Source organism: Pseudomonas sp. R5(2019), assembly GCF_009905435.1.
Taxonomy (GTDB): Bacteria; Pseudomonadota; Gammaproteobacteria; order Pseudomonadales; family Pseudomonadaceae; genus Aquipseudomonas.
The window spans coordinates 71,648-96,367 of the sequence record NZ_JAAAMT010000012.1 but is presented as its reverse complement, the minus strand read 5'-3'; the positions used below and the strand labels follow the sequence as shown (position 1 = coordinate 96,367).

Annotated in this window: 25 protein-coding genes; 14 read left to right on the top strand and 11 right to left on the bottom strand. The window is 62.2% G+C overall.

Annotated features, from left to right (window positions below):
• Positions 1–176 precede the first annotated feature (176 nt).
• Both GUY40_RS10715 and GUY40_RS10710 read left to right on the top strand, forming a co-directional pair.
• Positions 177–656, top strand: a complete 480-nt coding sequence (locus GUY40_RS10715; RefSeq protein ID WP_166568930.1) for a response regulator — start codon at positions 177–179, stop codon at positions 654–656.
• A 109-nt stretch (positions 657–765) separates the two neighbouring features.
• Positions 766–1,056 carry a DUF3509 domain-containing protein gene (locus tag GUY40_RS10710; protein WP_166568929.1) on the top strand — a complete coding sequence of 97 codons (291 nt, stop codon included), beginning with the start codon at positions 766–768 and terminating at the stop codon, positions 1,054–1,056.
• 157 nt (positions 1,057–1,213) lie between these two features.
• Here the strand turns inward: GUY40_RS10710 and GUY40_RS10705 are convergent, their stop codons facing one another.
• Both GUY40_RS10705 and GUY40_RS10700 read right to left on the bottom strand, forming a co-directional pair.
• A complete protein-coding gene (locus tag GUY40_RS10705; protein WP_166568928.1) occupies positions 1,214–2,095 on the bottom strand; it encodes a TIGR02285 family protein in 882 nt (293 codons plus the stop codon).
• 52 nt (positions 2,096–2,147) lie between these two features.
• Positions 2,148–3,347 carry a CaiB/BaiF CoA-transferase family protein gene (locus GUY40_RS10700; RefSeq protein ID WP_166568927.1) on the bottom strand — a complete coding sequence of 400 codons (1,200 nt, stop codon included), beginning with the start codon at positions 3,345–3,347 and terminating at the stop codon, positions 2,148–2,150.
• A gap of 155 nt (positions 3,348–3,502) precedes the next feature.
• On the opposite strand from GUY40_RS10700, the gene GUY40_RS10695 reads away from it, so the two are divergent.
• The 4 genes from GUY40_RS10695 to GUY40_RS10680 all read left to right on the top strand — a co-directional run bounded on the left by GUY40_RS10695 (position 3,503) and on the right by GUY40_RS10680 (position 8,029).
• Entirely contained in the window at positions 3,503–4,045 is a 543-nt protein-coding gene (locus GUY40_RS10695) for a YaeQ family protein (RefSeq protein ID WP_166568926.1), read from the top strand.
• 75 nt (positions 4,046–4,120) lie between these two features.
• Positions 4,121–5,830, top strand: a complete 1,710-nt coding sequence (gene recJ, locus GUY40_RS10690) for a single-stranded-DNA-specific exonuclease RecJ (RefSeq protein WP_166568925.1) — start codon at positions 4,121–4,123, stop codon at positions 5,828–5,830.
• A gap of 153 nt (positions 5,831–5,983) precedes the next feature.
• On the top strand, positions 5,984–7,090 hold the full coding sequence (locus GUY40_RS10685) for an NADH:flavin oxidoreductase/NADH oxidase (protein WP_166568924.1): 1,107 nt from the start codon (positions 5,984–5,986) through the stop codon (positions 7,088–7,090).
• Between the two features lie 549 nt (positions 7,091–7,639).
• Positions 7,640–8,029: a hypothetical protein gene (locus GUY40_RS10680; RefSeq protein ID WP_166568923.1), complete on the top strand. Its 390-nt coding sequence runs from the start codon at positions 7,640–7,642 to the stop codon at positions 8,027–8,029.
• Positions 8,030–8,036: 7 nt separating this feature from the next.
• Here GUY40_RS10680 and GUY40_RS10675 read toward each other — a convergent pair whose 3' ends face one another.
• A complete protein-coding gene (locus GUY40_RS10675) occupies positions 8,037–9,149 on the bottom strand; it encodes an enoyl-CoA hydratase/isomerase family protein (RefSeq protein WP_166568922.1) in 1,113 nt (370 codons plus the stop codon).
• A gap of 131 nt (positions 9,150–9,280) precedes the next feature.
• Here GUY40_RS10675 and ung point away from each other — a divergent pair, with 131 nt between their 5' ends.
• Positions 9,281–9,976, top strand: coding sequence for a uracil-DNA glycosylase (gene ung / locus GUY40_RS10670; RefSeq protein ID WP_166568921.1), 696 nt, complete (start codon positions 9,281–9,283; stop codon positions 9,974–9,976).
• Positions 9,977–10,090: 114 nt separating this feature from the next.
• Here ung and GUY40_RS10665 read toward each other — a convergent pair whose 3' ends face one another.
• The 5 genes from GUY40_RS10665 to GUY40_RS10645 form a co-directional block, all read right to left on the bottom strand.
• Positions 10,091–11,137, bottom strand: a complete 1,047-nt coding sequence (locus GUY40_RS10665; RefSeq protein ID WP_166568920.1) for an AbrB family transcriptional regulator — start codon at positions 11,135–11,137, stop codon at positions 10,091–10,093.
• Entirely contained in the window at positions 11,130–12,644 is a 1,515-nt protein-coding gene (locus GUY40_RS10660; protein WP_166568919.1) for a tripartite tricarboxylate transporter permease, read from the bottom strand. Before GUY40_RS10660 ends, GUY40_RS10665 begins: the two co-directional genes overlap by 8 nt.
• A gap of 1 nt (position 12,645) precedes the next feature.
• Positions 12,646–13,104, bottom strand: coding sequence for a tripartite tricarboxylate transporter TctB family protein (locus tag GUY40_RS10655; RefSeq protein ID WP_166568918.1), 459 nt, complete (start codon positions 13,102–13,104; stop codon positions 12,646–12,648).
• Between the two features lie 78 nt (positions 13,105–13,182).
• Complete coding sequence (locus GUY40_RS10650) at positions 13,183–14,169, bottom strand: tripartite tricarboxylate transporter substrate binding protein (protein ID WP_178117768.1); 987 nt, start codon at positions 14,167–14,169, stop codon at positions 13,183–13,185.
• Positions 14,170–14,197: 28 nt separating this feature from the next.
• Complete coding sequence (locus tag GUY40_RS10645) at positions 14,198–15,487, bottom strand: OprD family porin (RefSeq protein WP_166568916.1); 1,290 nt, start codon at positions 15,485–15,487, stop codon at positions 14,198–14,200.
• A gap of 210 nt (positions 15,488–15,697) precedes the next feature.
• On the opposite strand from GUY40_RS10645, the gene GUY40_RS10640 reads away from it, so the two are divergent.
• Together GUY40_RS10640 and GUY40_RS10635 are read left to right on the top strand one after the other, a co-directional pair.
• Positions 15,698–16,369: a response regulator gene (locus tag GUY40_RS10640; RefSeq protein ID WP_166568915.1), complete on the top strand. Its 672-nt coding sequence runs from the start codon at positions 15,698–15,700 to the stop codon at positions 16,367–16,369.
• On the top strand, positions 16,362–17,738 hold the full coding sequence (locus tag GUY40_RS10635) for a sensor histidine kinase (RefSeq protein ID WP_166568914.1): 1,377 nt from the start codon (positions 16,362–16,364) through the stop codon (positions 17,736–17,738). The genes GUY40_RS10640 and GUY40_RS10635 overlap by 8 nt, the downstream gene beginning before the upstream one ends.
• Here GUY40_RS10635 and GUY40_RS10630 read toward each other — a convergent pair.
• Together GUY40_RS10630 and GUY40_RS10625 are read right to left on the bottom strand one after the other, a co-directional pair.
• Positions 17,735–18,544, bottom strand: a complete 810-nt coding sequence (locus tag GUY40_RS10630) for an HDOD domain-containing protein (protein ID WP_166568913.1) — start codon at positions 18,542–18,544, stop codon at positions 17,735–17,737. The genes GUY40_RS10635 and GUY40_RS10630 overlap by 4 nt on opposite strands.
• A gap of 80 nt (positions 18,545–18,624) precedes the next feature.
• Positions 18,625–19,566 carry a folate-binding protein YgfZ gene (locus GUY40_RS10625; protein WP_166568912.1) on the bottom strand — a complete coding sequence of 314 codons (942 nt, stop codon included), beginning with the start codon at positions 19,564–19,566 and terminating at the stop codon, positions 18,625–18,627.
• Positions 19,567–19,711: 145 nt separating this feature from the next.
• Between GUY40_RS10625 and GUY40_RS10620 the strand changes: the two genes are divergently transcribed.
• Positions 19,712–19,966: a succinate dehydrogenase assembly factor 2 gene (locus tag GUY40_RS10620; protein WP_019692540.1), complete on the top strand. Its 255-nt coding sequence runs from the start codon at positions 19,712–19,714 to the stop codon at positions 19,964–19,966.
• Positions 19,950–20,402 carry a protein YgfX gene (locus GUY40_RS10615; protein ID WP_166568911.1) on the top strand — a complete coding sequence of 151 codons (453 nt, stop codon included), beginning with the start codon at positions 19,950–19,952 and terminating at the stop codon, positions 20,400–20,402. The genes GUY40_RS10620 and GUY40_RS10615 overlap by 17 nt, the downstream gene beginning before the upstream one ends.
• On the opposite strand, the gene nadB is transcribed toward GUY40_RS10615, so the two are convergent.
• Positions 20,371–21,987 carry an L-aspartate oxidase gene (gene nadB, locus GUY40_RS10610; protein ID WP_166568910.1) on the bottom strand — a complete coding sequence of 539 codons (1,617 nt, stop codon included), beginning with the start codon at positions 21,985–21,987 and terminating at the stop codon, positions 20,371–20,373. The genes GUY40_RS10615 and nadB overlap by 32 nt on opposite strands.
• A gap of 521 nt (positions 21,988–22,508) precedes the next feature.
• Here nadB and rpoE point away from each other — a divergent pair.
• Genes rpoE through GUY40_RS10595 form a run of 3 tightly spaced genes read left to right on the top strand, consistent with a single transcriptional unit; the run spans position 22,509 to position 24,695 of the window.
• Positions 22,509–23,090: an RNA polymerase sigma factor RpoE gene (gene rpoE, locus GUY40_RS10605; protein WP_166568909.1), complete on the top strand. Its 582-nt coding sequence runs from the start codon at positions 22,509–22,511 to the stop codon at positions 23,088–23,090.
• 31 nt (positions 23,091–23,121) lie between these two features.
• Positions 23,122–23,712 carry a sigma-E factor negative regulatory protein gene (locus GUY40_RS10600; protein ID WP_166568908.1) on the top strand — a complete coding sequence of 197 codons (591 nt, stop codon included), beginning with the start codon at positions 23,122–23,124 and terminating at the stop codon, positions 23,710–23,712.
• 17 nt (positions 23,713–23,729) lie between these two features.
• Positions 23,730–24,695: a MucB/RseB C-terminal domain-containing protein gene (locus GUY40_RS10595; protein WP_166568907.1), complete on the top strand. Its 966-nt coding sequence runs from the start codon at positions 23,730–23,732 to the stop codon at positions 24,693–24,695.
• The last annotated feature ends 25 nt before the right edge of the window (positions 24,696–24,720 follow it).

The following is a 24,720-nucleotide window of genomic DNA, read 5'->3' as shown; positions in this document are numbered from 1 at the left end:
ACGCCCGAATCCTGCGGTCATTTCCAGGCTCAGAAAATAAGACGCTTCCCAAATGCAGGCTGATTTTTCCGCTGCTTCCGAGAGGGTGACATTTCCCGACTGCTTTAGGATTTGTCCTATGTGAGTGGCCGGTACTGTTTATTAGAGTGCCGACTCGCCGCTTGGGAGCAACGCCGATGCAGTCACTCAAAGTCCTGATTCTGGAAGACCATCCTTTTCAATTGATGGCGTTACATCAGATGCTCAACGCCAATGGCGTTTTTGACGTCTTGACGGCTTCCAGCGTCGAGGCTGCGTGCCAGTCTCTGGAAAAACGCGGGCCGATCGATATCGCCATCTGTGACCTGCTCATGGACGGGCTTGACGGCGCGGCCTTTATCCAACATCTGGCTGATAAGCAGTGGGCCCAGGCGATCATTGTGCTGAGCAGTGCCGAACGCACGGTGCTCGACAATGTCGTGCGATTGGCCGAGCACCAGGGCCTGCGGGTACTCGACAGCGTGCAAAAGCCGGTCAACATCCCCACCTTGCATGCTTTGCTCAAACACTATCAACAGGCCTGCTCGCCGCGCACAGAGGACGTGCCGGTTGCTCAAGCCTTCGAGCGCAAGGCCCCGTCAGCCCGGGTGAACCGGCGTAAACCATTCAATCTGTAACATTCGCCCGGCATTCTCGAAGTCAGCGGCCCTCCTGTTGCAACTTGACAGGCCGACCATCGGTCATTGCTTAGCACCTTTGACGTTAAACAAGAGAATGGTGATCGAGATGGAAACTATCAGCGTATTGCTTAACGAAGCCCTGACGCCCTATCAGGTGCGCCTGGACGCTTGGGATGTGGAGGGCGGCTGTCGTGTAACCCTGACTGACACGGACGGCAGCCTGGTGCTGGCCCGCGGTTTGAGCCGGGCTCAACTGGCCGACAAGCGCCTGCTGATCGATGTGGTCGATGGCTTGCACCGTGACCTGCGAGTGGCCGAAGGGCGCCTGCAGCCTTGTGTGATCGCCGCCTTGCGCAATGCCGAACAGGGCAGGGCCTTTGTCAGCTCGATGGCCTGACCCGGGGAACCTTCTGGAAATGCTGCACTCCTACATGACAGGACAGGTGGACAGACATTGAGCTCCGATGCTTGCCCTCCCTGTCACGCTGGTCCATCCGGACCTGGTTTAGCCCCGATTGGCCTCCCCACCAGTCGGGGTTTCTTTTTGCCTGAATTCAGGGGCCAGGATGAGCAAAGAAGCGCTGGGCGTCCTTGAGGTATTGCTCGCGCAAGTCCGGGTCCAGCCAGCGGGCATAAAAGGCGTCCACCCTCGAATCCTTGCGCAATAACAGCAACTGCGCGTTGATCAGAGCGATCGCCTCGCGGCCTTGGGCGGTATTGGAGCAACCGATATGGATCAGTTGATACTGATCAACCCCCTTGATCGGCACAAAGTCGAATTCATCGGCGCTCAGGCCCAGTTTCTGGCGGATATAGCGGATTTCCGGCCAGTACCCGAGCAGCGCCTGCAGGCGCCCCAGGTGCTGCATCTGCAGCAGGCTGCCGACGGCATCGTTGCCGTAATGGGGGGCGAGTGTCTGTGGGTTGGCGTTTTTCAGCATGCTGTCAATCTGAGTGCCATAGCTGCGTTCGGCCACCAGCCCCACTTTGAGGGTGCCTGCCGCCAGCAATGCCGGAAAATCCAGCGCTTGGCCATGCATGAAGGGAACAAGCTTCTGGCGGTCCTGATCGCGGACGATCAAACCATTGCTGAGGGTTCGATAGCTGGGGGTTGAATAGGCGACGAATTTGGCCCGTTCCGGCGTCCAAAGCAAGGTCGGATCGCAGGTGAACGCGGGCGTCTGGAGCATCTGCAAGCCCCGCGCCCGGTTGACTCGCAGTAGCCTGTGGTTGTATTGCGGCAGGCCCTCGATCAGCAGCGGCAGCATCTGATCGACGGCTCCCTGACCCTTGAGATCGCCTTCCAGGATGGTCAAGGGCGGCAAGTCGCGCAGCAGCCAGGTCAGGGTCGGCTTGTCATCGGCCACGGCAACTGCACAGGCCAACCACAGGGTCAGCCACGCAGCGGTTCTCCAAGGCTTCCAGCGATGGGTCATGGCCTGATCGTTCCTTGAAAGTGGATGAACCCTTTTTACCTATCGCTGGCGGCTAGATGGCGCCTAGTTCGCGCAAGCGCGCAATGGCCTGTGAATCATAGCCCAGCGTTGTCAGCACTTCGTCGCTGTGGGCGCCCAGCTGCGGGCCGACCCAGTCGGCGCTGCCGGGGGTATCGGAGAGCTTGGGCACGATGCCTGGCATCTTGAACGGCTTACCGTCCGGCAGACGTGCCTGGAGGAACATTTCCCTGGCCAGGAATTGCGGGTCCTGGAACATGTCTTGCGCCGAATAGATGCGGCTGGCCGGCACCTGGGCCTGATTAAGCACGTTCATTACCTCATCGAGCGGCAAGGTTCGGGTCCAGCGGTCGATGACCCCATACAGTTCGTCACGGCGCAGGTCACGACCATCGTTGCTGGCTAGCGAGGGGTCGTTGGCCAGATCGTCACGACCGATGGCGGCCATGAAGCGCTTGAAGATCGCATCGCCATTGGCACCGATCTGCACATGCCGTCCGTCGGCGGCAGTGTGGATCGAGGAGGGCGTAATACCCGGCATGATGTTGCCGGTGCGCTCACGTATAAAGCCGAACACGTCGAACTCCGGCACCATGCTTTCCATCATGGCGAAGATGGCTTCGTACAGCGCCACGTCCACCACCTGGCCCTGGCCGCCGTTGACCTCCCGGTGACGCAGCGCCATCAGGGCGCCGATCACGCCCCACAGCGCTGCAATCGAATCGCCGATGGAGATCCCGGTCCGCACCGGCGGACGGTCCTCGAAACCGGTGATATAGCGCAGCCCGCCCATGGATTCACCGACCGCGCCAAAGCCCGGCTGGTCTTTCATCGGGCCGGTCTGGCCGAAGCCCGAGAGGCGCACCATCACCAGTTTCGGGTTCAAGGCATGTAGGGTCTCCCAGCCCAGCCCGAGCTTTTCCAGCACGCCGGGGCGGAAGTTCTCGATCAGGATATCGGCCTCGCTCAACAGCTTTTTCAGCACGTCGATACCGTCGGGGTGCTTGAGGTTGAGCGTCAGGGATTTCTTGTTGCGGGCCTGCACGAACCACCACAGCGAGGTCCCTTCGTAGAGTTTGCGCCACTTGCGCAACGGGTCGCCGCCGTCCGGCGATTCGACCTTGATGACATCGGCACCGAATTCGGCGCAGATACGCGAGGCGAATGGACCGGCGATCAAGGTGCCGAGTTCGATGACTTTCAGACCGGCGAGGGGTTTGGCGGCGAGTGACATGGAAGGTCCGTGGCAGCTGGGCAGAGGCAATGGTTTTATCACAGCCCGGGGCCGCCCAGAAACACAATCGGCGAATCTGCGTGGCGGGCCGGTCGTTCCCCGCCTGCGCATCGGTTAGACTGTGCGACTTTTCCTTGATGCAAGAAGTCCCGTACATGGCCCAGCCGTCCACGACCTACAAGTTTGAACTGAACCTGACTGACCTCGATCGGGGTGTGTACGAGAGCGTCAAGCAGACCATCGCCCGTCACCCGTCGGAAACCGAAGAGCGCATGGCGGTGCGGTTGCTGGCCTACGCGCTGTTCTATAACGAGCGCCTGGCTTTCGGCCGTGGACTGTCGGATGTGGACGAACCTGCCCTGTGGGAAAAAAGCCTGGATGACCGCGTGTTGCACTGGATCGAAGTCGGCCAGCCTGACGCTGACCGCCTGACCTGGTGCTCACGCCGCACCGAGCGCACCAGTTTGCTGGCCTACGGCAGCCTGCGTGTCTGGCAGACCAAGGTGATAGACGCGGTCAAGGGGCTGAAAAACGTCAATATCGCGGCGGTTCCTCAGGATGTGTTGGAAGTCCTGGCCCAGGACATGCCGCGCGCCATCAAATGGGACGTGATGATCAGCGAGGGCACCGTGTTCGTCACCGACGACCGTGGCCAGCACGAAGTGCAGCTGGAGTGGCTGCTCGGCGAGCGCGGCTGATCCACCCCCCTGAGCGGCGACCCCTGGCGGGCGCCGCTTCACCTCACCCCAAGCCACGGAATGTCCTCTCGTCCCATGCGTATCGAACCGCGTCTGCTGCCCGAAACCCTGCCTTTTCTCGGTGACCTGCCGCCCTTGCTGACCCGGCTATATGCCGCGCGCGGGGTGCAGTGCGAAGCGGAGCTGGATAAAAGCCTGGCACGGTTGATCCCGTATCAGCAGCTCAAGGGCATCGACGCGGCGGTGGACCTGCTGGTCGAGGCGCTGGCACAGCGCCAGCGCATTCTGATCGTTGGCGACTTCGATGCTGACGGCGCCACCGCCAGTACCGTCGGCGTGCTCGGCCTGCGCTTGCTGGGGGCGGCGCATGTGGACTACCTGGTGCCGAACCGCTTCGAGTTTGGCTACGGCCTGACCCCGGAAATCGTTGCCGTTGCGCTGCAACGCCAGCCGCAGCTGCTGATTACCGTGGACAACGGCATCTCCAGCACTGAGGGTGTAGCCGCCGCCAAGGCCGCCGGGCTCAAGGTGCTGGTCACCGACCACCACCTGCCGGGCAACGAACTGCCGGCCGCCGATGCCATCGTCAATCCGAACCAGCCGGGCTGTGCGTTCCCGAGCAAGGCGCTGGCCGGTGTCGGGGTGATTTTCTATGTGTTGATGGCGCTGCGGGCGCGCCTGCGTAGCCTGGGCCACTACGAGACCCGGCTGCAGCCGAACATCGGTGAACTGCTGGACCTGGTGGCACTGGGCAGCGTGGCTGACGTGGTGCCGCTGGACGCCAACAACCGCATCCTCGTCCATCAGGGCCTGGAGCGCATTCGTGCCGGCCGGGCACGGCCAGGGCTCAAGGCGATCCTGGAGGTGGCACGCCGTGAGCATGGGCGCATTACCTCGACAGACCTGGGCTTCATCCTCGGCCCGCGCCTGAACGCGGCCGGCCGGCTGGATGACATGAGCCTGGGGATCGAATGCCTGCTGTGCGATGACTCGACGCTGGCGCGGGAAATGGCCGTGCAGCTCGATGAGCTGAATCAGGACCGTAAATCCATCGAGCAGGGCATGCAGCGCGAAGCCCTGGCCCAGCTCAAGGACTTGCCGCTGGAATCGATGCCGTTTGGCCTGTGTCTGTTCGACGCGGATTGGCACCAGGGCGTGATCGGCATCCTCGCCTCGCGCCTGAAAGAGCGTTACCACCGCCCGACCATCGCCTTTGCCGACGCTGGCGAAGGCATGCTCAAGGGCTCGGCGCGCTCGGTGCCGGGGTTTCATATCCGTGATGCGCTGGATGCGGTCGCCGCGCAAAACCCACAATTGATCAGCAAGTTCGGCGGCCACGCCATGGCCGCCGGGCTGTCGCTGCCAGCGGACAACTTCCCGGCCTTTGCCGCCGCCTTCGACGCCGAAGTGCGCCGGCAGCTGCGCGAAGACGACCTGACCGGGCGGCTGCTGTCGGATGGCACCCTGGCGGTCGAAGAGTTTCACCTGGAACTGGCGCGTGCCTTGCGCCACGCCGGGCCCTGGGGCCAACACTTTCCCGAGCCGCTGTTCCACGGTGTGTTCCAGTTGGTAGAGCAGCGGGTGGTCGGTGAGCGGCATTTGAAGGTGGTGCTCAAGACCGAATGCGGTTCGGTGAAGCTCGACGGGATCGCCTTCGGCATCGACCGCGAGGTCTGGCCGAACCCGTCAGTGCGCTGGGTGGAGCTTGCGTACAAGCTTGACCTCAACGAGTTTCGCGGCCAGGAAACCGTGCAGCTGCTGATCGCGCACATGGAGCCGCGCTGATCAAAGGTTGGCGGTTAATCGTCCGGGCGGCGGTCAAACTGGTCTAGGCTCAAATCACTGTCTGATGGGTCGTGTGAACCTGCGGGGAAGATTCTCGTCTTCGGCCTTTCAATCAGCATCTGGAGCCTTACCACTTGATTTGAGAGGTGCCCCATGAGTCTGCTGCTCGAACCCTACACCCTGCGTCAATTGACCCTGCCCAATCGTGTCGCGGTTTCACCCATGTGCCAGTACTCCAGCGTCGATGGGCTGGCCAATGACTGGCATCTGGTCCACCTCGGCAGCCGTGCCATTGGCGGCGCCGGCCTGGTCATTACCGAGGCGACTGCCGTGACGGCCGAGGGCCGAATCACTGCGCAAGACCTCGGTCTGTGGAACGACGAGCAGATCGAGCCGTTGCAGCGTATCACCCGCTTTATCACCGCCCAGGGCGCCGTCCCTGGCATTCAGCTGGCCCACGCCGGGCGCAAGGCCAGTACCTACCGGCCCTGGTTGGGCAAACACGGCAGCGTGCTGGTCAGTGAGGGTGGCTGGGTACCGGTGGGACCTTCGAAAATCGCGTTCGACCCCGAACACACGGCGCCGACGGAATTGACCGAGGCGCACATCCAGGAAGTCATCCAGGCCTTTGTCGATTCGGCCAAGCGCGCGTTGGTGGCCGGTTTCAAAGTGGTGGAAGTCCACGCAGCCCATGGTTATCTGCTGCACCAGTTTCTATCGCCCTTGAGCAATCAGCGCCGAGACGCGTACGGCAGCTGCTTTGAAAACCGTATTCGCCTGACCTTGCAAGTCACCGAAGCGGTGCGGGCGGTCTGGCCAGAAGAACTGCCGGTGTTTGTCCGCCTGTCGGCCACCGACTGGGTCGAGGATGGCTGGAACCCCGATGAAACGGTGGAGTTGGCGCGCCGGTTGAAAGCGCTGGGAGTGGACTTGATCGATGTGTCCTCGGGCGGCACCTCTGTGAAAGCCGAAATTCCGGTAGGCCCGGGCTATCAGACCCAATTCGCCGAAAAAATCCGCAAGGAATCGGGGATTGCCACCGGCACCGTCGGCATGATCACTGAACCTGCCCAGGCCGAGCACATTCTGCGCACCGGTCAGGCCGACATTATCCTGCTGGCTCGCGAGTTGCTGCGCGACCCGTACTGGGCGCTGCATGCCGACGACGACCTGGGTGGCCACAAGGCGGTCTGGCCCGCGCAATATCAGCGGGCGACTCACCGCGACCAGCCGATTCATGAGTCTGATTTGAGGGATTGAACAAAACCTCGCCGGGCGCTTTTGATTTTGAATGCAGGAGCAGAGCGTGCTCGCGATACAGGCGCTGCGGTGTATCAGATGCAACGCGGTGATGCCATCGCGGGCAAGCCTCAATGCCAGTCAGTTAAGGCATTGAACGACACAAAACTTGTGGGAGCGGATTTACCGGATCGCCGGACCGCCGCGAATCCAGACACCGCGGTTTTCAGGTATTGCGCGTCGTCATTATTCGCGGATAAATCCGCTCCCACATGTAATTCGCCTTAACTGACTGGCATTGGGGCAAGCGACAGGAATGGAGACCGGTGTGTGAGCAAAGCTTGCTCGCGATGCAGGCGCTGCGGTGTATCCGGCACACCGCGTTGATTTCATCGCGGGCAAGCCCCATCAAAAGCCTCGGCCGTTGAGTGTGTCGGTTTGTATCTATTTATTACGCATACGGCACCGCACCCTGGATCCACTGTCTGATTCTGTGTCGACAAGTATCCGCGCGTCGACGCCGACCAGCGCCGCTGGGATGTGCAGTTTCGCGGTCCAGGAGGCCGCCCCATGTATCGCCGACTTTTGCTGATCGTTTTGCTGGGTTTGCTGACAACGGCTTGTGTACCTTACGGAGGATCTGCCTACTACCGCGCTGATGTGTACACCGTAGACCGCTATTCCTATCCGGGCTATCGAACCTACTCTCCCTACCCGTACAGCCGCGGCTATTACATGGCGCCGCAGCCTCGTTATTACTATGCGCCGCAACCGCGTTACTACCGGGCACCGCCGCCTCATCACTACTACCACCCGGCACCTCCGGGGTATCGGGGCCACCCGAACCGTGGCTACTCCCCCCGTTATCGCCAAGGATCGCGTCATGGGTATGACCGCGGCTATCACCGAGGTTATGACCGCAACCACGACGGTCGTCCTGATCGCGACTGGAACCATTGATCGCCAATCAATAACTGCAAAGGTCCGCCAGCGGATGGCGGCCTTCCCAGGCCTTGCTGAAATGCGCATCCACCACCTCCTGGGCAATGGCGGCAATGTCCGGCCAGTGCCAGCGAGGCTGTTGGTCCTTATCGATCAGCCGGGCGCGCACACCCTCACTGAACTCCGGATGCCGGCAACAATTCAGGCTCATGCTGTATTCCATCTGGAACACCTGCGCCAACGACAGGTGGCGGGCACGCTTGATCTGCTCCCAGACCAACAGCGCAGTCAGCGGGCAGCCTTCGTTCAAGGTGCGTGAAGCGCGGGCCAGCAGGGCGTCCGGGTGATTGCGCAGATGGCTGATTGCGCGCCAGGCACAGACCGGGTCACTGACATCCAGCAACGTATCGATCAGGTGACGGCGGGGTAGCCACTGCGCTTCAGGCAGCGCCTTCTGCGCTTCCTGCTCCAGGGCTTTGAGCAGGCTATTGAGCTGCATTTGCGTCTGTTCCTGCCAGTTCAATTGCAGCAGGCCGTTGAGCAGTTTTTCCTGATGCTCGTCGAGCAGAAAACGGTCCCCCAGGCCCAGGTCCAGCGCGTCGCGAGCGTTGATATGGGCGCCGGTCAAGCCCAGAAACAGGCCCAGTTTCCCCGGCATGCGCGTCAGGAACCAACTGGCGCCGACGTCGGGGTAAAGGCCAATGCTGATCTCTGGCATGGCCAGCCGGCTGCTGGGGGTGACAATGCGAATATTGGCCCCCTGCAACAGCCCCAGGCCACCCCCCAGCACGTAGCCGTGGCCCCAGCAAATCAGCGGCTTGGGGTAGGTATGCAGGGTATAGTCAAGTCGGTATTCGGCAGCGAAGAATTGCGCCGCCACCGGTGGCACTTGACCTGGATGATGGCGACAGGCCTCGACCAGGCTGCGGACTTCGCCGCCGGCGCAGAACGCCTTGCGGCCTTCACCGCGAAGCAGCACGCAGACGATCTGATCATCCTGGACCCAGTCGGCCAGTTGTTCGCTGAGCATCTCGATCATGGGGAACGACAAGGCGTTCAGGCTGTTTTCGGCGTTCAACGTGGCGATGCCGATGCGGGCACCATCGACGCCAGTTCGCTCCTCGAATAGCAGGTTCATGGCAAACCTCGGTCGGTTACGTGGTTATCCAGTATGGCGCCTTGACGGGAAAACGCCCGTTGCCGGTCGGATCGATTGACAAGCGCGGCGCTGTTTCCTAGTGTCCGCGCATTGTTTTTTCAGGTAGCCCCATGACCACCGACGACGACCGCATCAAACTCGAAGCCAGCTGGAAGCAGGCATTGCGCCGCGAATTCGATCAGCCTTACATGCACCAGCTGCGTGAGTTCCTGCGCCAGGAACATGCCGCCGGCAAGGAGATTTTTCCGCCAGGGCCGATGATCTTCAATGCCCTGAATTCGACGCCATTGGATCAGGTCAAGGTCGTCATCCTCGGCCAGGACCCGTACCACGGCCCGGGCCAGGCCCATGGCCTGTGCTTCTCGGTGCAGCCAGGGGTGGCGCCGCCGCCGTCGCTGGTCAATATTTACAAAGAGCTCAAGCGCGACCTGAATATCGACATTCCCAATCACGGCTACCTGCAGCATTGGGCCGATCAGGGCGTGCTGATGCTCAACACCACCATGACCGTGGAGCGGGCCAACGCGGCCTCCCACGCCAACAAAGGCTGGCAGCATTTCACCGACCGCATTATCAGCCTGGTCAGCGAACATCAGTCCAATCTGGTGTTCCTGCTCTGGGGCGCCCATGCCCAGGGCAAGCAGAAACTGATCGATGCGACCAAGCACTTGGTGCTGACGTCAGTACACCCGTCGCCACTGTCGGCTTATCGCGGGTTTATCGGCAACGGCCACTTCAGCAAGACCAACAAGTTTCTCGAGCAGCGCGGGCTGACGCCGATCGACTGGCGCTTGCCGCCGCTTTAGGAGCGCTCGTTCTCGCTGATCACCACAGACTGTAGGAGCATGGCTTGCCAGCGAAGAGGGCAACGCGGTCTGTCTGGATGATCGCGGTGCATTCGTCGCGAGCGAGCTCGGCTCCTACCGGGGAGGGGGTGTTTCGGGTTGTTTGCTCCAGTGCCGGAACAAGGGTTCGGCCAGGAACAGCACGAATAGCAGCCGCATCACCTGCAAGGCTGTAACCAGCGGTACTGAGAGTTGCAGGGTTTGAGCCGTCAAACTCATCTCCGCGATACCGCCGGGCATCATGCCCAGCGTCAGCGAGCGCAGATCCAGTTGGGTCAGCGCGCTCAAGGCCCAGGCCGAAAGGCCTGCGATCAGCATCGTCAGAGCCGTTCCCAACAGGGTGCGGCCCAGAAACGACGGTGCCCGGCGAAAGAAAGCCCGATTGAAATGGCAGCCCAGGCCGCTGCCAATCAGCCACTGGCCAATCTGGCTGGCGCCATTGGGCAGGCCGATGTGCAAGTCCAGGCCAATACTCGCCAACGCCGCGATCAATAAGGGGCCAAACAGCCAGGGGTTGGGTTGCTTGAGCTTTTGCCAGATCCAGGCGGCGAGGGCGCCCAAGGGGAACACCAGCGCCAGCCAGCGCCAATCGACGGTGCCACCATGAACCACGGGCACACCGTCTCCGAGCAGGTACTTGAACACCGCCGGCACGCACAGCACCACCACCAGCACCCGCAGGCTCTGACCTGCCGCCACGCGGCTCAGCGAGGCGCCATGGCGAGCACCGAGGTTGACCATCTCGCCGGAGCCGCCGGGCATGCTGGAGAAGAACGCGGTGGCGCGATCTTCACCGGTGCGGCGCAGTAACCACACGCTGACCACGCTGGCGACACTGGTCACCCACGCGCCGAAAAAAATCAGCCAGAAATGGCTGACGACCTGCTCGATCACCACCGGCGTGAAGTGCAGGCCGATGCCGATCCCGATGATCCACTGCCCGCACTTGCGCCCGCCGGGGATCTCGGTCAGTTGCCAGGGTGTCAGGCAGCGGACCAGCAGGATGGCCAGCAGTGAGCCGATCATCCACGGCAAAGGCCAGCCGATCTGGCTGGCCACAAACCCGCCGGCCAGACCGACCAGCGGGGTTCCCCACCACGATTGCAGAAACCGTTCAGACATCGGCTACCGCACGACGCGAAACGCTGCGCCGACGCCAGATGCGCACCAGCGGGAGCATCAACATGAGGGCGGTCAGGACCCAGACACCGAAGGTGATCGGGCTCGACCAGAGGATGTCCAGTGCACCGTTGGAAATCGACAGCGCCCGGCGCAGGTTCTGCTCCATCAGGCCGCCGAGGATAAAGCCCAGCAGCACCGGCGACAGCGGGAAATCCAGCTTGCGCAGGATGTAGCCGAAGATGCCGATGCCGATCATCAGGAACAGGTCGAAGGTGGTTGCATGCACCGCGTACACGCCGATCGCGGTGATGATCGCGATCATCGGCACCAGCGCCCAGTTCGGCACGGCGAGGATGCGGGTGAAGATGCGGATCATCGGAATGTTCAGGATCACCAGCATGATGTTGGCGATGAACAGCGAGGCGATCAGGCCCCAGACGATGTCCGGCTGTTGTTGGAACAGCAGTGGGCCAGGGGTGATGTTGTACAGCGACAGGGCGCCGATCATCACCGCCGTGGTGCCCGAACCCGGTACGCCCAGGGTCAGCATGGGCACCAGCGCGCCGCAGGCCTCGGCGCCAATGGCGGTTTCAGGCGCCGCCAGGCCGCGCTTGTCGCCCTGGCCGAATTTGCCGCTGGCACCGGCCAGGCGCTTTTCGGTCATGTAGGCCACGGCGCTGGCCAGTGTCGCACCGGCGCCTGGCAATACACCCATGATGAAGCCGAGCAGGCCGCAACGGACGTTGACCGCAAATACCGACGCCGCTTCCTTGAAGTTGAACATCATGCGCCCGGTGGCCTTGACCGCCTCCTGGCCATGGTGGGTCTTCTCCAGCAACAGCAGGATCTCGCTGATGGAAAACAGGCCCAGCACCAGCACCACGAACTGGATACCGTCGGCCAGGTGCACGCTGTCACCGGTAAAGCGGTAGACGCCGCTGTTGGCGTCGATCCCGACACCCGAGAGGAACAGGCCCATCAGCGCCGCGATAAAGGTTTTCAGTGGCTTGTTACCGGCCATGCCGCCCAGGCAGACGATGGCAAACACCATGAGCACGAAATATTCCGCCGGCCCGAAGGCAATCGCCCATTTGGCCAGCAGCGGCGCGAACAGCACCATGCCGCAGGTGGCGATAAAAGCACCGATGAACGAGCTCCAGGCCGACAGCGACAGGGCCACCCCAGCCATGCCCTGGCGTGCCATCGGGTAGCCGTCCAATGTGGTCATCACGGTAGAGGCTTCACCGGGGATGTTCAGCAGGATCGAGCTGATCCGCCCGCCGTATTCACAGCCCAGGTACACCGCCGCCAGCAGGATCAGCGCCGATTCCGGCGGCAGGCCAAGGGCGTAGGCAATCGGGATCAACAGGGCCACGCCGTTGATCGGGCCCAGGCCCGGCAGCAGGCCGACCACGGTACCGATCAGGGTGCCACACAGGGCGGTCACCAGGTTGTACGGGCTCAGCGCAACACCGAAGCCCTGGCTCAGATAGCTGAAAGTATCCATATCAATTCTCCAGAACGTCGAGTAGGCCGAGCGGCAGTGGCACGTCCATGGCTTTATCGAACAGCAGATAAATACCGACGCTCATCAGGCAGATGATCACCACGCTGGGCAACCAGCGCCCGCCGTACAAGCGTGCCATCGGCACACCGATCAGGATGCTGCTGAGGATGAAGCCCAGGGGCTCGAACAGGCCGGCGAAGACCAGCAGCAACAGCACGCACAGGCCGATCTTGGTCAGCGTGGGTCGGTCCAGTTCGGGTTCCTCATCGCCGCGCTCGATCGGCGTCGGCAAAACGGCCAGGTACAGCAGCGCTACGGCCATCAGGCCAAGCATCAGCAGAGGGAAGGCGCGGGGGCCAACCGGTTCGTAGGAAAATGCGGCCTGATAGGGCCAGGCCATGACGGCCAGCGTGGCGCAGACAAGCAGCAGCACCAGCGCAAAGATGCGTTGCAGGACCATGGGGAAACTCCTTCGCGGCGCCCGCCGTTGAACGGGCGCGACCGGGGGTGCCTGCCTTGGCTCAAGGCAGGTTGCTTATCACTGGATCAGGCCGAATTCCTTGGCCAGCAATTTGTAGTCGGCCACCTGTTTCTTCACGTAGGTGTCCAACTCTGCACCGGTCATGGCGAACGGGAACAGCTCGCGCTGGTCACGCAGCTTGGCGAATTCTTCGGAGGCCAGCAGCGTGTCAAAGGACGTTTTCCACCAGTTGTATTCCTCGTCAGTGACCTTGGGCCCGACGTAGAAACCGCGGACCACCGGCCAGACGATGTCATAGCCCTGTTCCTTGGCGGTGGGGATGTCTTTCATTGTCGGCTCGTCCAGGCGCTTGTCGGAGAACACGGCCAACAGGCGCATGTCGCCGCTGAGAATGTGCGGCATGGAGTCGGAGATGTCGGTACTGCCGACCTGGATATGGCCACCGAGCAGCGCGGTGGCGATTTCGCCGCCGCCTTCCAGCGCGACATAACGCAGGTCGCGCGGGTTGATCCCGGCGGCCTTGGCGATCAGCGCGGTCTGCATCCAGTCCTGGCTGCCGACGGTGCCACCGGAGCCGATCACGACTTTGCTCGGGTCTTTCTTCAAGGCCGCGACCAGGTCGTCGAGGGTCTTGTACGGCGAATCTTTCTTCACGGCGATAGCGCCGTAGCTGGTGCCGACCGCCGCCAGCCAGCGCACGGCATTTTCGTCGAAGCGACCGAACTTGCCCTGGGCCAGGTTCAACAGCGAGCCACTGGACCAGGCCACCACGGTGCCAGCATCGGCCGGGCGTTGAGCCACCACGGCGTTGTACGCGACCGCGCCGACACCACCGGGCATGTAGGTCACACGCATCGGCTTGGTGAGGATTTTCTCGTTGAGCAGGGCGCTCTGGATCAGTTTGCAGGTCAGGTCAAAACCACCGCCGGGCGAGGCCGGGGCGATACACTCGGGGCGTTTGGGCTCGGCCGCGAGGACGTTGCCGGCCAAAAGCAGGCAACTGGTGGCGAGGGCGATTCGGCGCAGTGAAAGATTCATCGACAGTCTCCAGAGGTATTGTTGTTATGGGTTATTACCAAAGAGCCACGCTGTAGCTCACCAGCAGTCGCACTTCGTCGGCATCACGGGCGAAGTTCGAACGGTAGGTGGCATTACGCAGGCGCACGGCGACGTTTTTCAGGGCGCCGCTTTGCACCACGTATTTGATTTCACTGTTGCGCTCCCACTCCTTGCCAGTGTTGCCGTTGGCCAGGGACACATTGTCGCCACTGATGTAGCGGCTCATGAAGGTAAGGCCAGGGATGCCCAGTTTGGCGAAGTCGTAGTCATAACGCAGCTGCCAGGAGTGTTCATCGGCCCCGGCGAAGTCGTTGATCTGGACGAAGTTGACCAGGTACGGGTCAGAGCCATCGACATACGGGAAAGCCGTGTCGCCCGACATGTGCTGGTAGGCCGCGCTGAGCTTGTGCCCGCTCAGGGCATAACTGACCAGGCCGTTGAGCGAAGTGTTGTCGATGTTGCCGCCACGGGCCTGGCCCTGGTCATCACTGAAGGCCATGCGCAAGTCGGTGCCGAAGGTGCCCGGGCCGAACGGCTGGGAGGCGATCAGGCCAACGAAGTGCTGACGATACACATCGTCCAGCTGGGCGAAGTGGTAGCTGCCGGTGATCTTGTCGGTGAGTTTGTAATCCAGGCCGGCCATGTCGAAATGATTGCCGGCCACGGTGCCGAGGAAGCGACCGTTCTTGTTGTTGAGCGCGATGTCTTCCTTGTTGGTGTCGTCGCGGTCCTTGGCCTTCTCCAGGCGCCCGCCGGTGAAGGTCAGCTTCTTGAATTCGCTGGAGGTCAGCAGACCGCCTTCGAAGGTTTGCGGCAGGATGCGGCCATCGTTGGGGCGCAGGGTCGGCAGTTCCGGGATCAGGGTGCCGATCTTCAACTCCGTGGCGGAAATCTTCACTTTGCCGGTCAGGCCGAGCTTGGAGTATTCGTCGGCGGCGCGGCCGTCATCGTGGGTCGGCAACAGGCCGGTACCGGTGCGGTCGGGGCTGGAGTCGAGCTTGACCCCGAGCATGCCCAGGGCATCGACGCCGAAACCGACGGTGCCTTCGGTGTAGCCCGATTCCAGGTTGAGCATAAAGCCCTGGGCCCACTCGTCACGCTTGGATTGCTGCGCGCTGGTGCCGTCGCGAAAGTCGCGGTTGAAGTACATGTTGCGGGTTTCGAAGGTGGCGCTGCTGTCTTCGAAGAAGGCGGCCTGGCCCAGCGGCGAGAAGCCTGCAAGTGCGGCGGCGCTGGCGAGAACAGTAGGGTGCTTACGGAAACTGCGGGCAGGCTTGGCGGCCTGAGTCTGCATAGACGGCATCGAGTGATGACTCCGTTATTGTTCTTATTAGTCGAAAACGCGTCGTGGCGTTTTTCGCTGTACAGCTCTGCTGGAGAGAGCCGTGAGGGGATACTAGGGGCTGAAACTTTCGCTAACCTTTCAATTGTCATTCATTGTTACAACACTTCACAGGCGCTGATCCGCCTGTAAACTCCGCGCCATCCAACGCCCTCCCATCAGGAGAAAACGATGCGTGTGCTGCTCGTCGAAGACCATCTGCAATTGGCCGAAAGCGTGGCTCAGGCCCTGAAAAGCTCGGGCCTGACCGTGGACGTGTTGCATGATGGCGTCGCTGCCGACCTGGCCCTGGCCAGCGAGGAATATGCGGCCGCAATCCTTGATGTGGGCCTGCCGCGCATGGATGGCTTCGAGGTGCTGGCCCGCTTGCGCGCCCGCGGCAAGAACCTGCCGGTGCTGATGCTGACCGCCCGTAGTGACGTCAAGGACCGGGTCCATGGCTTGAACCTGGGCGCCGATGACTACCTGGCCAAGCCATTCGAGTTGACCGAGCTGGAAGCCCGGGTCAAGGCCCTGCTACGCCGCAGTGTGCTCGGCGGCGAGCGTCAGCAGCGCTGCGGCGAACTGGTCTACGACCTGGACACCCGCCGATTCAGCCTCGCCGGCGAGCTGCTGACCCTGACTTCCCGCGAGCAGGCCGTGCTCGAAGCATTGATCGCACGCCCGGGGCGGGTCATGAGCAAGGAGCAGCTGGCGGCGCAGGTGTTCGGCCTGGACGAAGAGGCCAGCTCCGACGCCATCGAAATCTACGTCCATCGACTGCGCAAGAAGCTCGACGGCCAGGCCGTGGCCATCGTCACCTTCCGGGGGCTCGGCTACTTGCTTGAGAGCCGCGATGCGTGACGCCAACAGCCTGCGCTGGCGGCTGCTATGGAACCTGGCGCTGCTGTTGGTGGTGTTGATGCTTGCCAGTGGCCTGAGCGCTTACTGGAACGGCCGTGAAGCGGCCGATACCGCCTACGACCGCACCTTGCTGGCCTCTGCACGAACCATCGCCGCCGGGTTGTCCCAGCGTGACGGCACCTTGAGTGCCGATGTGCCCTATGTGGCCCTGGACACCTTTGCCTATGACAGCGCCGGTCGCATCTACTACCAGGTCAACGACATCCATCAACGGCTGATTTCCGGCTACGAGAATCTGCCTGCGCCGCCGCCCGGCACCCCGCGCACCGATGACTACCCAGCGCTGGCGCGCTTCTACGATGCCCAATATCTGGGCCAGGATGTGCGGGTGGTGAGCCTGCTCAAGCCGGTGACCGAGCCGAACATGAACGGCATGGCCGAGATTCGCGTGGCGGAAACCGAAGAGGCGCGGGTGCGTATGGCGCGCGGGTTGATGGCCGATACCCTGCTGCGTCTTGGCATGCTGGCTCTGGGGGCCTTGCTGCTGGTGTGGTTTGCGGTCAGCGCCGCCTTGCGCCCGCTGGAGCGCTTGCGTAGCGCCGTCGAGGAGCGCCAGCCCGATGATCTGCGGCCCTTGCCGTTGGTGGAGGTGCAGCGCGAACTGTGGCCGCTGGTGCAGAGTCTGAACCATTTCACCGAGCGCTTGCGCGGGCAGTTCGAGCGCCAGGCGCAATTCATTGCCGAAGCCGCCCATGAACTGCGCACACCGCTGGCGGCATTGAAGGCGAGGGTCGAGTTGGGACTGCGTTCAAACGAGCCACCGGTGTGGCGCCAGACCCTGGAATCAGTGGCGCAGGGCACTGATCGGCTGACGCATCTGGCCAACCAGCTACTGTCGCTGGCGCGGGTCGAGAACGGCGCCCGCGCCATCGCCGAGGGCGGTGCCCAGCGGCTCGACCTCAGCCAACTGGCCCGCGAGCTGGGCATGGCCATGGCGCCATTGGCCCATGCCCGTGGCGTCGCCCTGGCGCTGGAAGCGGAGCAACCGGTCTGGCTGCGCGGCGAGCCGACCTTGCTCAACGAACTGCTGAGCAACCTGGTCGACAATGCCTTGGCCCACACTCCGCCGGGTGGCAACGTGATTCTGCGGGTCAACCCGGGTGTACTTGAGGTCGAGGATGATGGCCCGGGTATTCCGGCCGATGAACGGGACCGGGTGTTCGAGCGTTTCTACCGGCGCGGTGCCCATGGCACCGGCCTTGGCCTGGCGATTGTCGGTGAAATCTGCCGCGCGCACCTGGCTCAGATCAGCCTGCACGATGGCGAGCAGGGCGGCCTGAAGGTGCGGGTCAGCTTTATTGGCGATTAACGGAACATGTGGCGGGCGTCGATCAGCTCGCCGCTGTTCAACAGCGCCGCCGGGTCCAGGCCCAGTCGCTTGAGCGCCGGCACGCTTTCAAGGGGCTGGTCGCCGCCGGGCGACTGGTTGAGCAGCGTCGCCACTTGCACCACATCGGCGTAATCCGCCTGGCTTGCCTGGCGCGCCAGCTGTTGGTACTGCCCGGGCACAGCGGCGAGCATCCGGGGAAATTCCCAGGCGCTGAGGATCTTGTCGCCCAGCACGGGGTGAATGTGCTCGATCACATGATTGAGGCGCACCGGGTCCGACAGCAGCTCGTTGTGCTCTTCGGCATAGGTGAGGATCGGCAGGATGCCAATCAGGTGCACCAGCCCGGCCAAAGCACCCTGATCGGCTTGCAACTGACGATGACGCTGGCACAGTTCATGGCTCAGGCCGGCCACGGCCAGGCTGCAGGCCCAGACATCGCGCATCTTCTGTTCAACCACCGGCGAGCGGGCATGGAAGATCTGTTCGATCACCAGGCCAATGGCGAGGTTGCAGCTGTAGTTGATGCCCAGCCGATTGACCGCGGTTTGCAGCTCGGTGACTTCTGTGCTGGCCCGCAGCATGGGGCTGTTGACCACCTTGATCAGGCGGGCGGAGAGGGCAGCGTCGCGGCCGATGACCTTGCTCAGGGTGCCGACGCTGATGTTGCTGTCTTCGGCGGCCTCGCGAATTCTCAAGGCTACTTCGGGCAGGGTGGGCAGTACCAGGTCATCCTTGTCGATGGCAGCCAGCAACTGCGATTGAACCAACTGGGCCAGCTCGCTCATCTTTCTTCTCTAGCGGGTGTCACAGGCCCATGCGCCATCCAGCCAGGCTGGCGGCGACAGGGGGCCTTGCACACAATCAATCAGCGCTGGATTTCGCGATCGCGATCCAGTTCGTAGGGCAGGGTCAGCAAAGACAGGCGTGGGCCTTCCAGGCTGCCCAGGTGCAGGATGCCGCCTTCAACGGCTTCGGCTTGCAGCACGGCGAGCAGCTCGATGCCGTTTTCGGCCTGTGCGGCGATGCAGACTTCACCGATGGCGCTGGTGTGAGTAGGCGAAAACACCGGGGTGCCGGGCTCGGGCAGGGCGTTGCCGGCCAGTTCCAGACGATACAGGCGGCGCTTGAGTTTGCCCAGGTACTGCATGCGTGCGACGATTTCCTGGCCGGTGTAGCAGCCTTTCTTGAAGCTGACACCGCCGACGGCTTGCAGGTTGAGCATCTGCGGGATGAACAGCTCACGGGTCTGGGCCATGACCTGGCCGATACCGGCGCGAATCTGACCCAGCAGCCAGGCGTTCAGGTCGGCTTCGGGCAGCGTGGTGGCCAGTTGGGCCTTGACTGCGTCGGCCTGTTCGGCCGGCGCCCAGAGCTCGCTGCGCTCAGCCGACACGCGGATGGCGAGCAGGCCATTAGCCCGCGCTACGCTGTTCTCTTCGATGGGCAGTTCCAGGCCCAGGCTGGCCAGGGTGGCATCGCCCTGGCTCAGGCCGAAGCGAACCCAGGCTGCCGATTCGTCGGTCAATTTGGACTTGGAAAACACCGCGTACTTTTTCAGGTCTGCCAGTTGCGGCTCGACCAGCTCGCTGGCCATGGCCAACAGGCAGCCATCACCTTCAAGTACCAGCCGGAAGCTGGACTGCATGCGGCCCTTCTGGGTGCAGCGAGCGCCGAGGCTTGCGGTGCTGTCGTTGAGGTAATTGAGGTTGCAGGTCAACTGGCCTTGCAGAAATTTGCCGGCATCAGAACCGCGTACGGCCAGGACGCCTTCGTGGGAGAGCATGCAGAAAAAAGCTGAGTCGGCCATTGGTCATCGCAAGATAAAGAGACTGGCGCTCATGATAGAGCGAGCCGGGAAAAATAGGTAGGCGAGTAACGTTTCCGGACCATCGGATAAGTGCCGCAGCGCCAATTGGCTCTGTATACTGTGCGGCCTATTTGAGGAGAGCTCCATGGTCGAAGATGTTGAACTCAACCGGCTCTACTGGCATAGCCGTCGCGGCATGCTTGAGCTGGACGTGCTGCTGGTCCCCTTTGTCAAGGAGGTCTACCCGCACCTCAACGACGTGGATCGCGAGTGCTACCGCAAGCTGCTGGAATGCGAAGACCAGGACATGTTTGGCTGGTTCATGGAGCGCGCGGAGTCCGAAGACCCTGAGCTGCAGCGCATGGTCCGGATGATTCTGGATCGTGTCCAGCCCAAGTGAAGGCTTCACCTGCCGCTGGCAACGCTCATGGCGTTTGCTGGCGGCGTACCTGCTGGCGCAGTGCCTGGCGCTGTTCGCCCTGCTGATGCTTGCCGTGCCGGTCTGGCTCAGCCTGATCGGTATCGGCGTGTGTCTGGCCCATGCCCTGTGGGCCTTGCCCCGCCACCTGTTATTGACCAGCCCCCATGCCGTCAGCGGCCTGCGCCGCGATGCCAGCACCTGGTACCTGTGGACCCGTGCGAATGGCTGGCAAGCGGTGCAGCTGTTGCCCGACAGCATGGCGCTGCCCGGGTGGGTGTTGTTGCGCTACAAAAGGCCCGGCGAGCGCCGGGTGCGTAGCGCCTGCATTCTTGCTGATGCGCTGGAGCCGGTGCAGCACCGGCGTCTGCGCTTGCGGCTGAAGTTCAGTCGACGTAGGTGGGCGGCACCAGAATAGTGTCCAGCGCTTCGGGCAGCATGTCCGGGTAGTCGAGGGTGTAGTGCAACCCGCGGCTTTCCTTGCGCTGCATGGCCGAATGGATCATCAGCTCGGCAACCTGGGCCAGGTTGCGCAGCTCGATCAGGTCGCGGCTGACCTTGTAGTTACTGTAGAACTCGTCGATTTCATCCAGCAGCAGGCGTACCCGGTGCTCGGCACGTTGCAGGCGCTTGTTGGTCCGTACGATCCCCACGTAGTCCCACATGAAGCGCCGCAGCTCATCCCAGTTGTGGGCGATGATCACGTCTTCGTCCGAGTCGGTCACTTGGCTGGCGTCCCAGCATGGCAATTGCTTGGGCATGCCGACCGCGTCGAGTTTGCCGATGATGTCCTCGGCGGCTGAACGGCCGTAGACAAAGCATTCCAGCAACGAGTTACTGGCCATGCGATTGGCCCCGTGCAGGCCGGTGAAACTGGTTTCGCCGATGGCGTAGAGACCCGGTACGTCGGTGTGGCCTTGCTCGTCGACCATCACGCCGCCGCAGGTGTAATGCGCCGCCGGTACCACCGGAATCGCCTGGCGGGTGATATCGATACCGAATTCCAGACACCGCTCATAGACAGTCGGGAAGTGGCTTTTCACGAACGTTTCAGGCTTGTGGCTGATGTCCAGGTAGACGCAGTCCACCCCCAGGCGTTTCATTTCGTGGTCGATCGCGCGGGCAACGATATCGCGCGGGGCCAGTTCGGCACGTGGGTCGAAGCGCGGCATGAAGCGTTCGCCATTGGGCAGCTTCAGCAGTGCGCCTTCGCCGCGCAGCGCTTCGGTGACCAGAAAGCTCTTGGCCTGCGGGTGATACAGGCAGGTAGGGTGGAACTGGTTGAATTCCAGGTTGGCGACCCGGCAGCCGGCACGCCAGGCCATGGCAATGCCATCGCCGCAAGCACCGTCCGGATTGCTGGTGTACAGGTAGACCTTGGCGGCGCCGCCGGTGGCCAGCACGGTGAAGCGTGCACCATAGGTATCGACTTCGCCACTGCGGCGGTTGAGCACGTAGGCGCCCAGGCAGCGATCACCGTCCTGGCCCAGGCGGCGCTCGGTGATCAGGTCGACGGCCACCCGCTGTTCCAATAGTTCGATGTTCGGCCGCAGGCGAGCCTGGTCCAGCAGCGTGGTGAAAATCGCAGCGCCAGTGGCGTCGGCCGCGTGAATGATCCGCCGGTGGCTGTGACCGCCTTCACGGGTCAGGTGAAATTCGAAGCTGCCCTCTTCGGGATTGGCGTGCTCGTCACGGGTAAAGGGCACGCCCTGGTCGATCAGCCACTGGATCGATTCGCGGCTGTGCTCAACGGTGAAACGCACGGCATCTTCATGGCACAGGCCACCGCCGGCATTGAGGGTGTCTTCAACATGGGACTGCACCGTGTCGGTGTCGTCGAGGACCGCGGCCACGCCGCCCTGGGCCCAGAACGTCGAGCCATTGGACAGGTCGCCCTTGCTCAATACCGCGATGCGCAAATGCGCCGGCAAGGTCAGTGCCAGGCTCAGGCCGGCGGCACCGCTGCCAATCACAAGGACGTCATGTTGAAACTGCTGGCTCATGTCTGGATTCCGCGCAAAACAACGTAGAAGGTGCAGGGCTGCTAGGGCCGGCCCACTAGTATATAGAGGGTGGGATCGGCACAATAGCCGGGCACTTATGGCAATGTGAAACTATCGTGAACGGGTACAGGGCGGTCTTTATAGCAGTGGTGCCAGCGGCTTTGCCACGTCCAGCGCTGTCTTTTGTCCTGTTTCGTTGCCCAGGCACCGGTATTCACCCCTGAATACGGGGGGGGCGGGACGATAACCGGGAACTTTCGGCGGTACCCGGTAATCCATAGAAGGTTGCCCGTCATAAGGGAAAACAGCGTCGAGGCGTGTGCCCGTTGGGGCGCTCGATTTCGATGACCAGATTATTGACGCAGCCGGCCCGGACCGCGCTGCGTTTTTCGTGCAGAGCCGACGAAGGGCCTGCAGGAAACTCGCTGGAGGGGAGAACTTTTGCGAAAAGCCCGAGTCTATGTTTGCAAGCCTGATCGATGGCTTTTGCAACGCTCCTTCCAGTTCAACGAGGAGTGTTCATGCTAACCCAGGAAGAGGATCAGCAGCTTGTCGAGCGCGTGCAGCGTGGTGACAAGCGAGCGTTCGATCTGTTGGTGCTGAAGTATCAGCACAAGATTCTCGGGTTGATCGTGCGATTCGTGCACGACGCCCATGAAGCTCAGGATGTGGCACAGGAAGCATTCATCAAAGCCTACCGAGCGCTTGGCAATTTTCGTGGCGACAGCGCGTTTTACACCTGGCTGTACCGCATCGCCATTAACACGGCGAAAAACTACCTGGTGTCCCGCGGACGACGGCCACCGGATAGTGATGTGAGTTCCGAGGATGCGGAGTTCTACGACGGCGATCATGGCCTCAAGGATCTCGAATCACCGGAGCGTGCACTGCTCCGTGATGAGATCGAAGGCACTGTCCATCGAACCATCCAGCAACTGCCAGAAGATTTGCGTACGGCGTTAACTTTACGTGAATTCGATGGTCTGAGTTATGAGGACATTGCGAGCGTCATGCAGTGTCCGGTGGGTACCGTGCGCTCTCGAATTTTCCGCGCTCGGGAGGCCATCGATAAAGCCCTGCAACCTTTATTGCAGGAAACCTGAGACAGCGGCGACAGCCAAGAGAGGAACCGTCATGAGTCGTGAAGCCCTGCAGGAATCGCTGTCCGCGGTGATGGATAACGAAGCGGACGAACTGGAATTGCGTCGGGTATTGAGTGCCCTGGACGACGCCGAAACACGTGCTACCTGGTCACGCTATCAAGTAGCGCGCGCCGTGATGCACAAGGACCTGCTGGTGCCGCGCCTGGATATCGCCGCCGCAGTGTCTGCCGCGCTGGCCGATGAAACCACCCCGGCCAAGGTTTCCCGTGGTCCATGGCGTAGCCTGGGACGTCTGGCCGTGGCCGCGTCCGTAACGGTTGCCGTGCTGGCGGGTGTGCGTTTGTACAACCAGGACGAGATTTCCGGTGTCGAACTGGCCGCACAACAGCCTCAACAAGGCCTGGCTGTGCCACAAGTTCAAGGCCCGGCCGTTTTGGCAGGCTATAGTGAAAGCTCCGAGCAAGCGACCGGTCCCATGGCCAGTGGCGTATTGCAAGGTCAGCCAGGCTGGCACGACCAGCGTCTGCCGGGCTACCTGCGTCAGCACGCCCAGGAAGCAGCCTTGAAAGGGACCGAAAGCGCTCTACCTTATGCCCGTGCGGCTAGCCTGGAAAACCGCTAAGACCGCTAAGGAGGATCATGCGCGCCATACCCTTCATCCCGCTCTTGCTCGGTGGATGTTTGACCTTGCCGGCACTTGCCGCTCAATCATCGACCGATGCCGCAGACTGGCTCAATCGTCTGGCGCAGGCCGAGCAACAGCAGAGTTTTCAGGGCACTTTCGTTTACGAGCGTAACGGCATCTTTTCCACCCACGAGATCTGGCATCTGGTCCAGAACGGCAAGGTCAGCGAGCGGCTGTTGCAGCTCGACGGATCTGCCCAGGAAGTCGTGCGTGTGGACGGGTATACCCAGTGCGTGAGCGGGACCCTGGCAGCAGGGGTAGGTAACGCTTCGAACGCCTCCAGGCGGGTCCTGGACCCCTTGAAGCTGATGAACTGGTACGACTTGAAAGTCGCCGGTGAATCGCGTGTGGCAGGTCACAAGGCGGTCATCGTTACGTTGGCCCCGCGCGACCAGCATCGTTTCGGTGTCGAACTGCATCTGGATCGTGAGACCGGCTTGCCGCTCAAGTCCTTGCTGCTCAACGACAACGGTCAGCTGCTTGAACGCTTCCAGTTCACCCGGCTCGACACGGCCGACACCCCCGCTGAAGCCCAGTTGCGCCCCAGCGGCAACTGTAAGCCAGTCAGTCAGGTCGCCGCCCTGGCTGACAACGACGCGGTCCGTTGGCGCTCGGACTGGCTGCCACCAGGCTTCGAGTTGACCAGCAGTTCTGTGCGTCAGGACCCACAAACCAAAAGCACCGTCAGTAGCTTGATGTATGACGATGGCCTGGCCCGTTTCTCGGTGTTCCTGGAGCCCCTGAACGGCAGTGCGGCCGTTGATACACGCACCCAACTGGGCCCCACCGTGGCTGTTTCGCGCAAGGTGACCACGCCCAAGGGCGAGGTGATGGTGACGGTGGTGGGTGAGATCCCCATCGGCACTGCTGAACGGATTGCGCTTTCCATGCGTGCTCTGGATGCCCAGGCCAGCAAATGAGTGAAACGGGACTATGAGTGCTCGA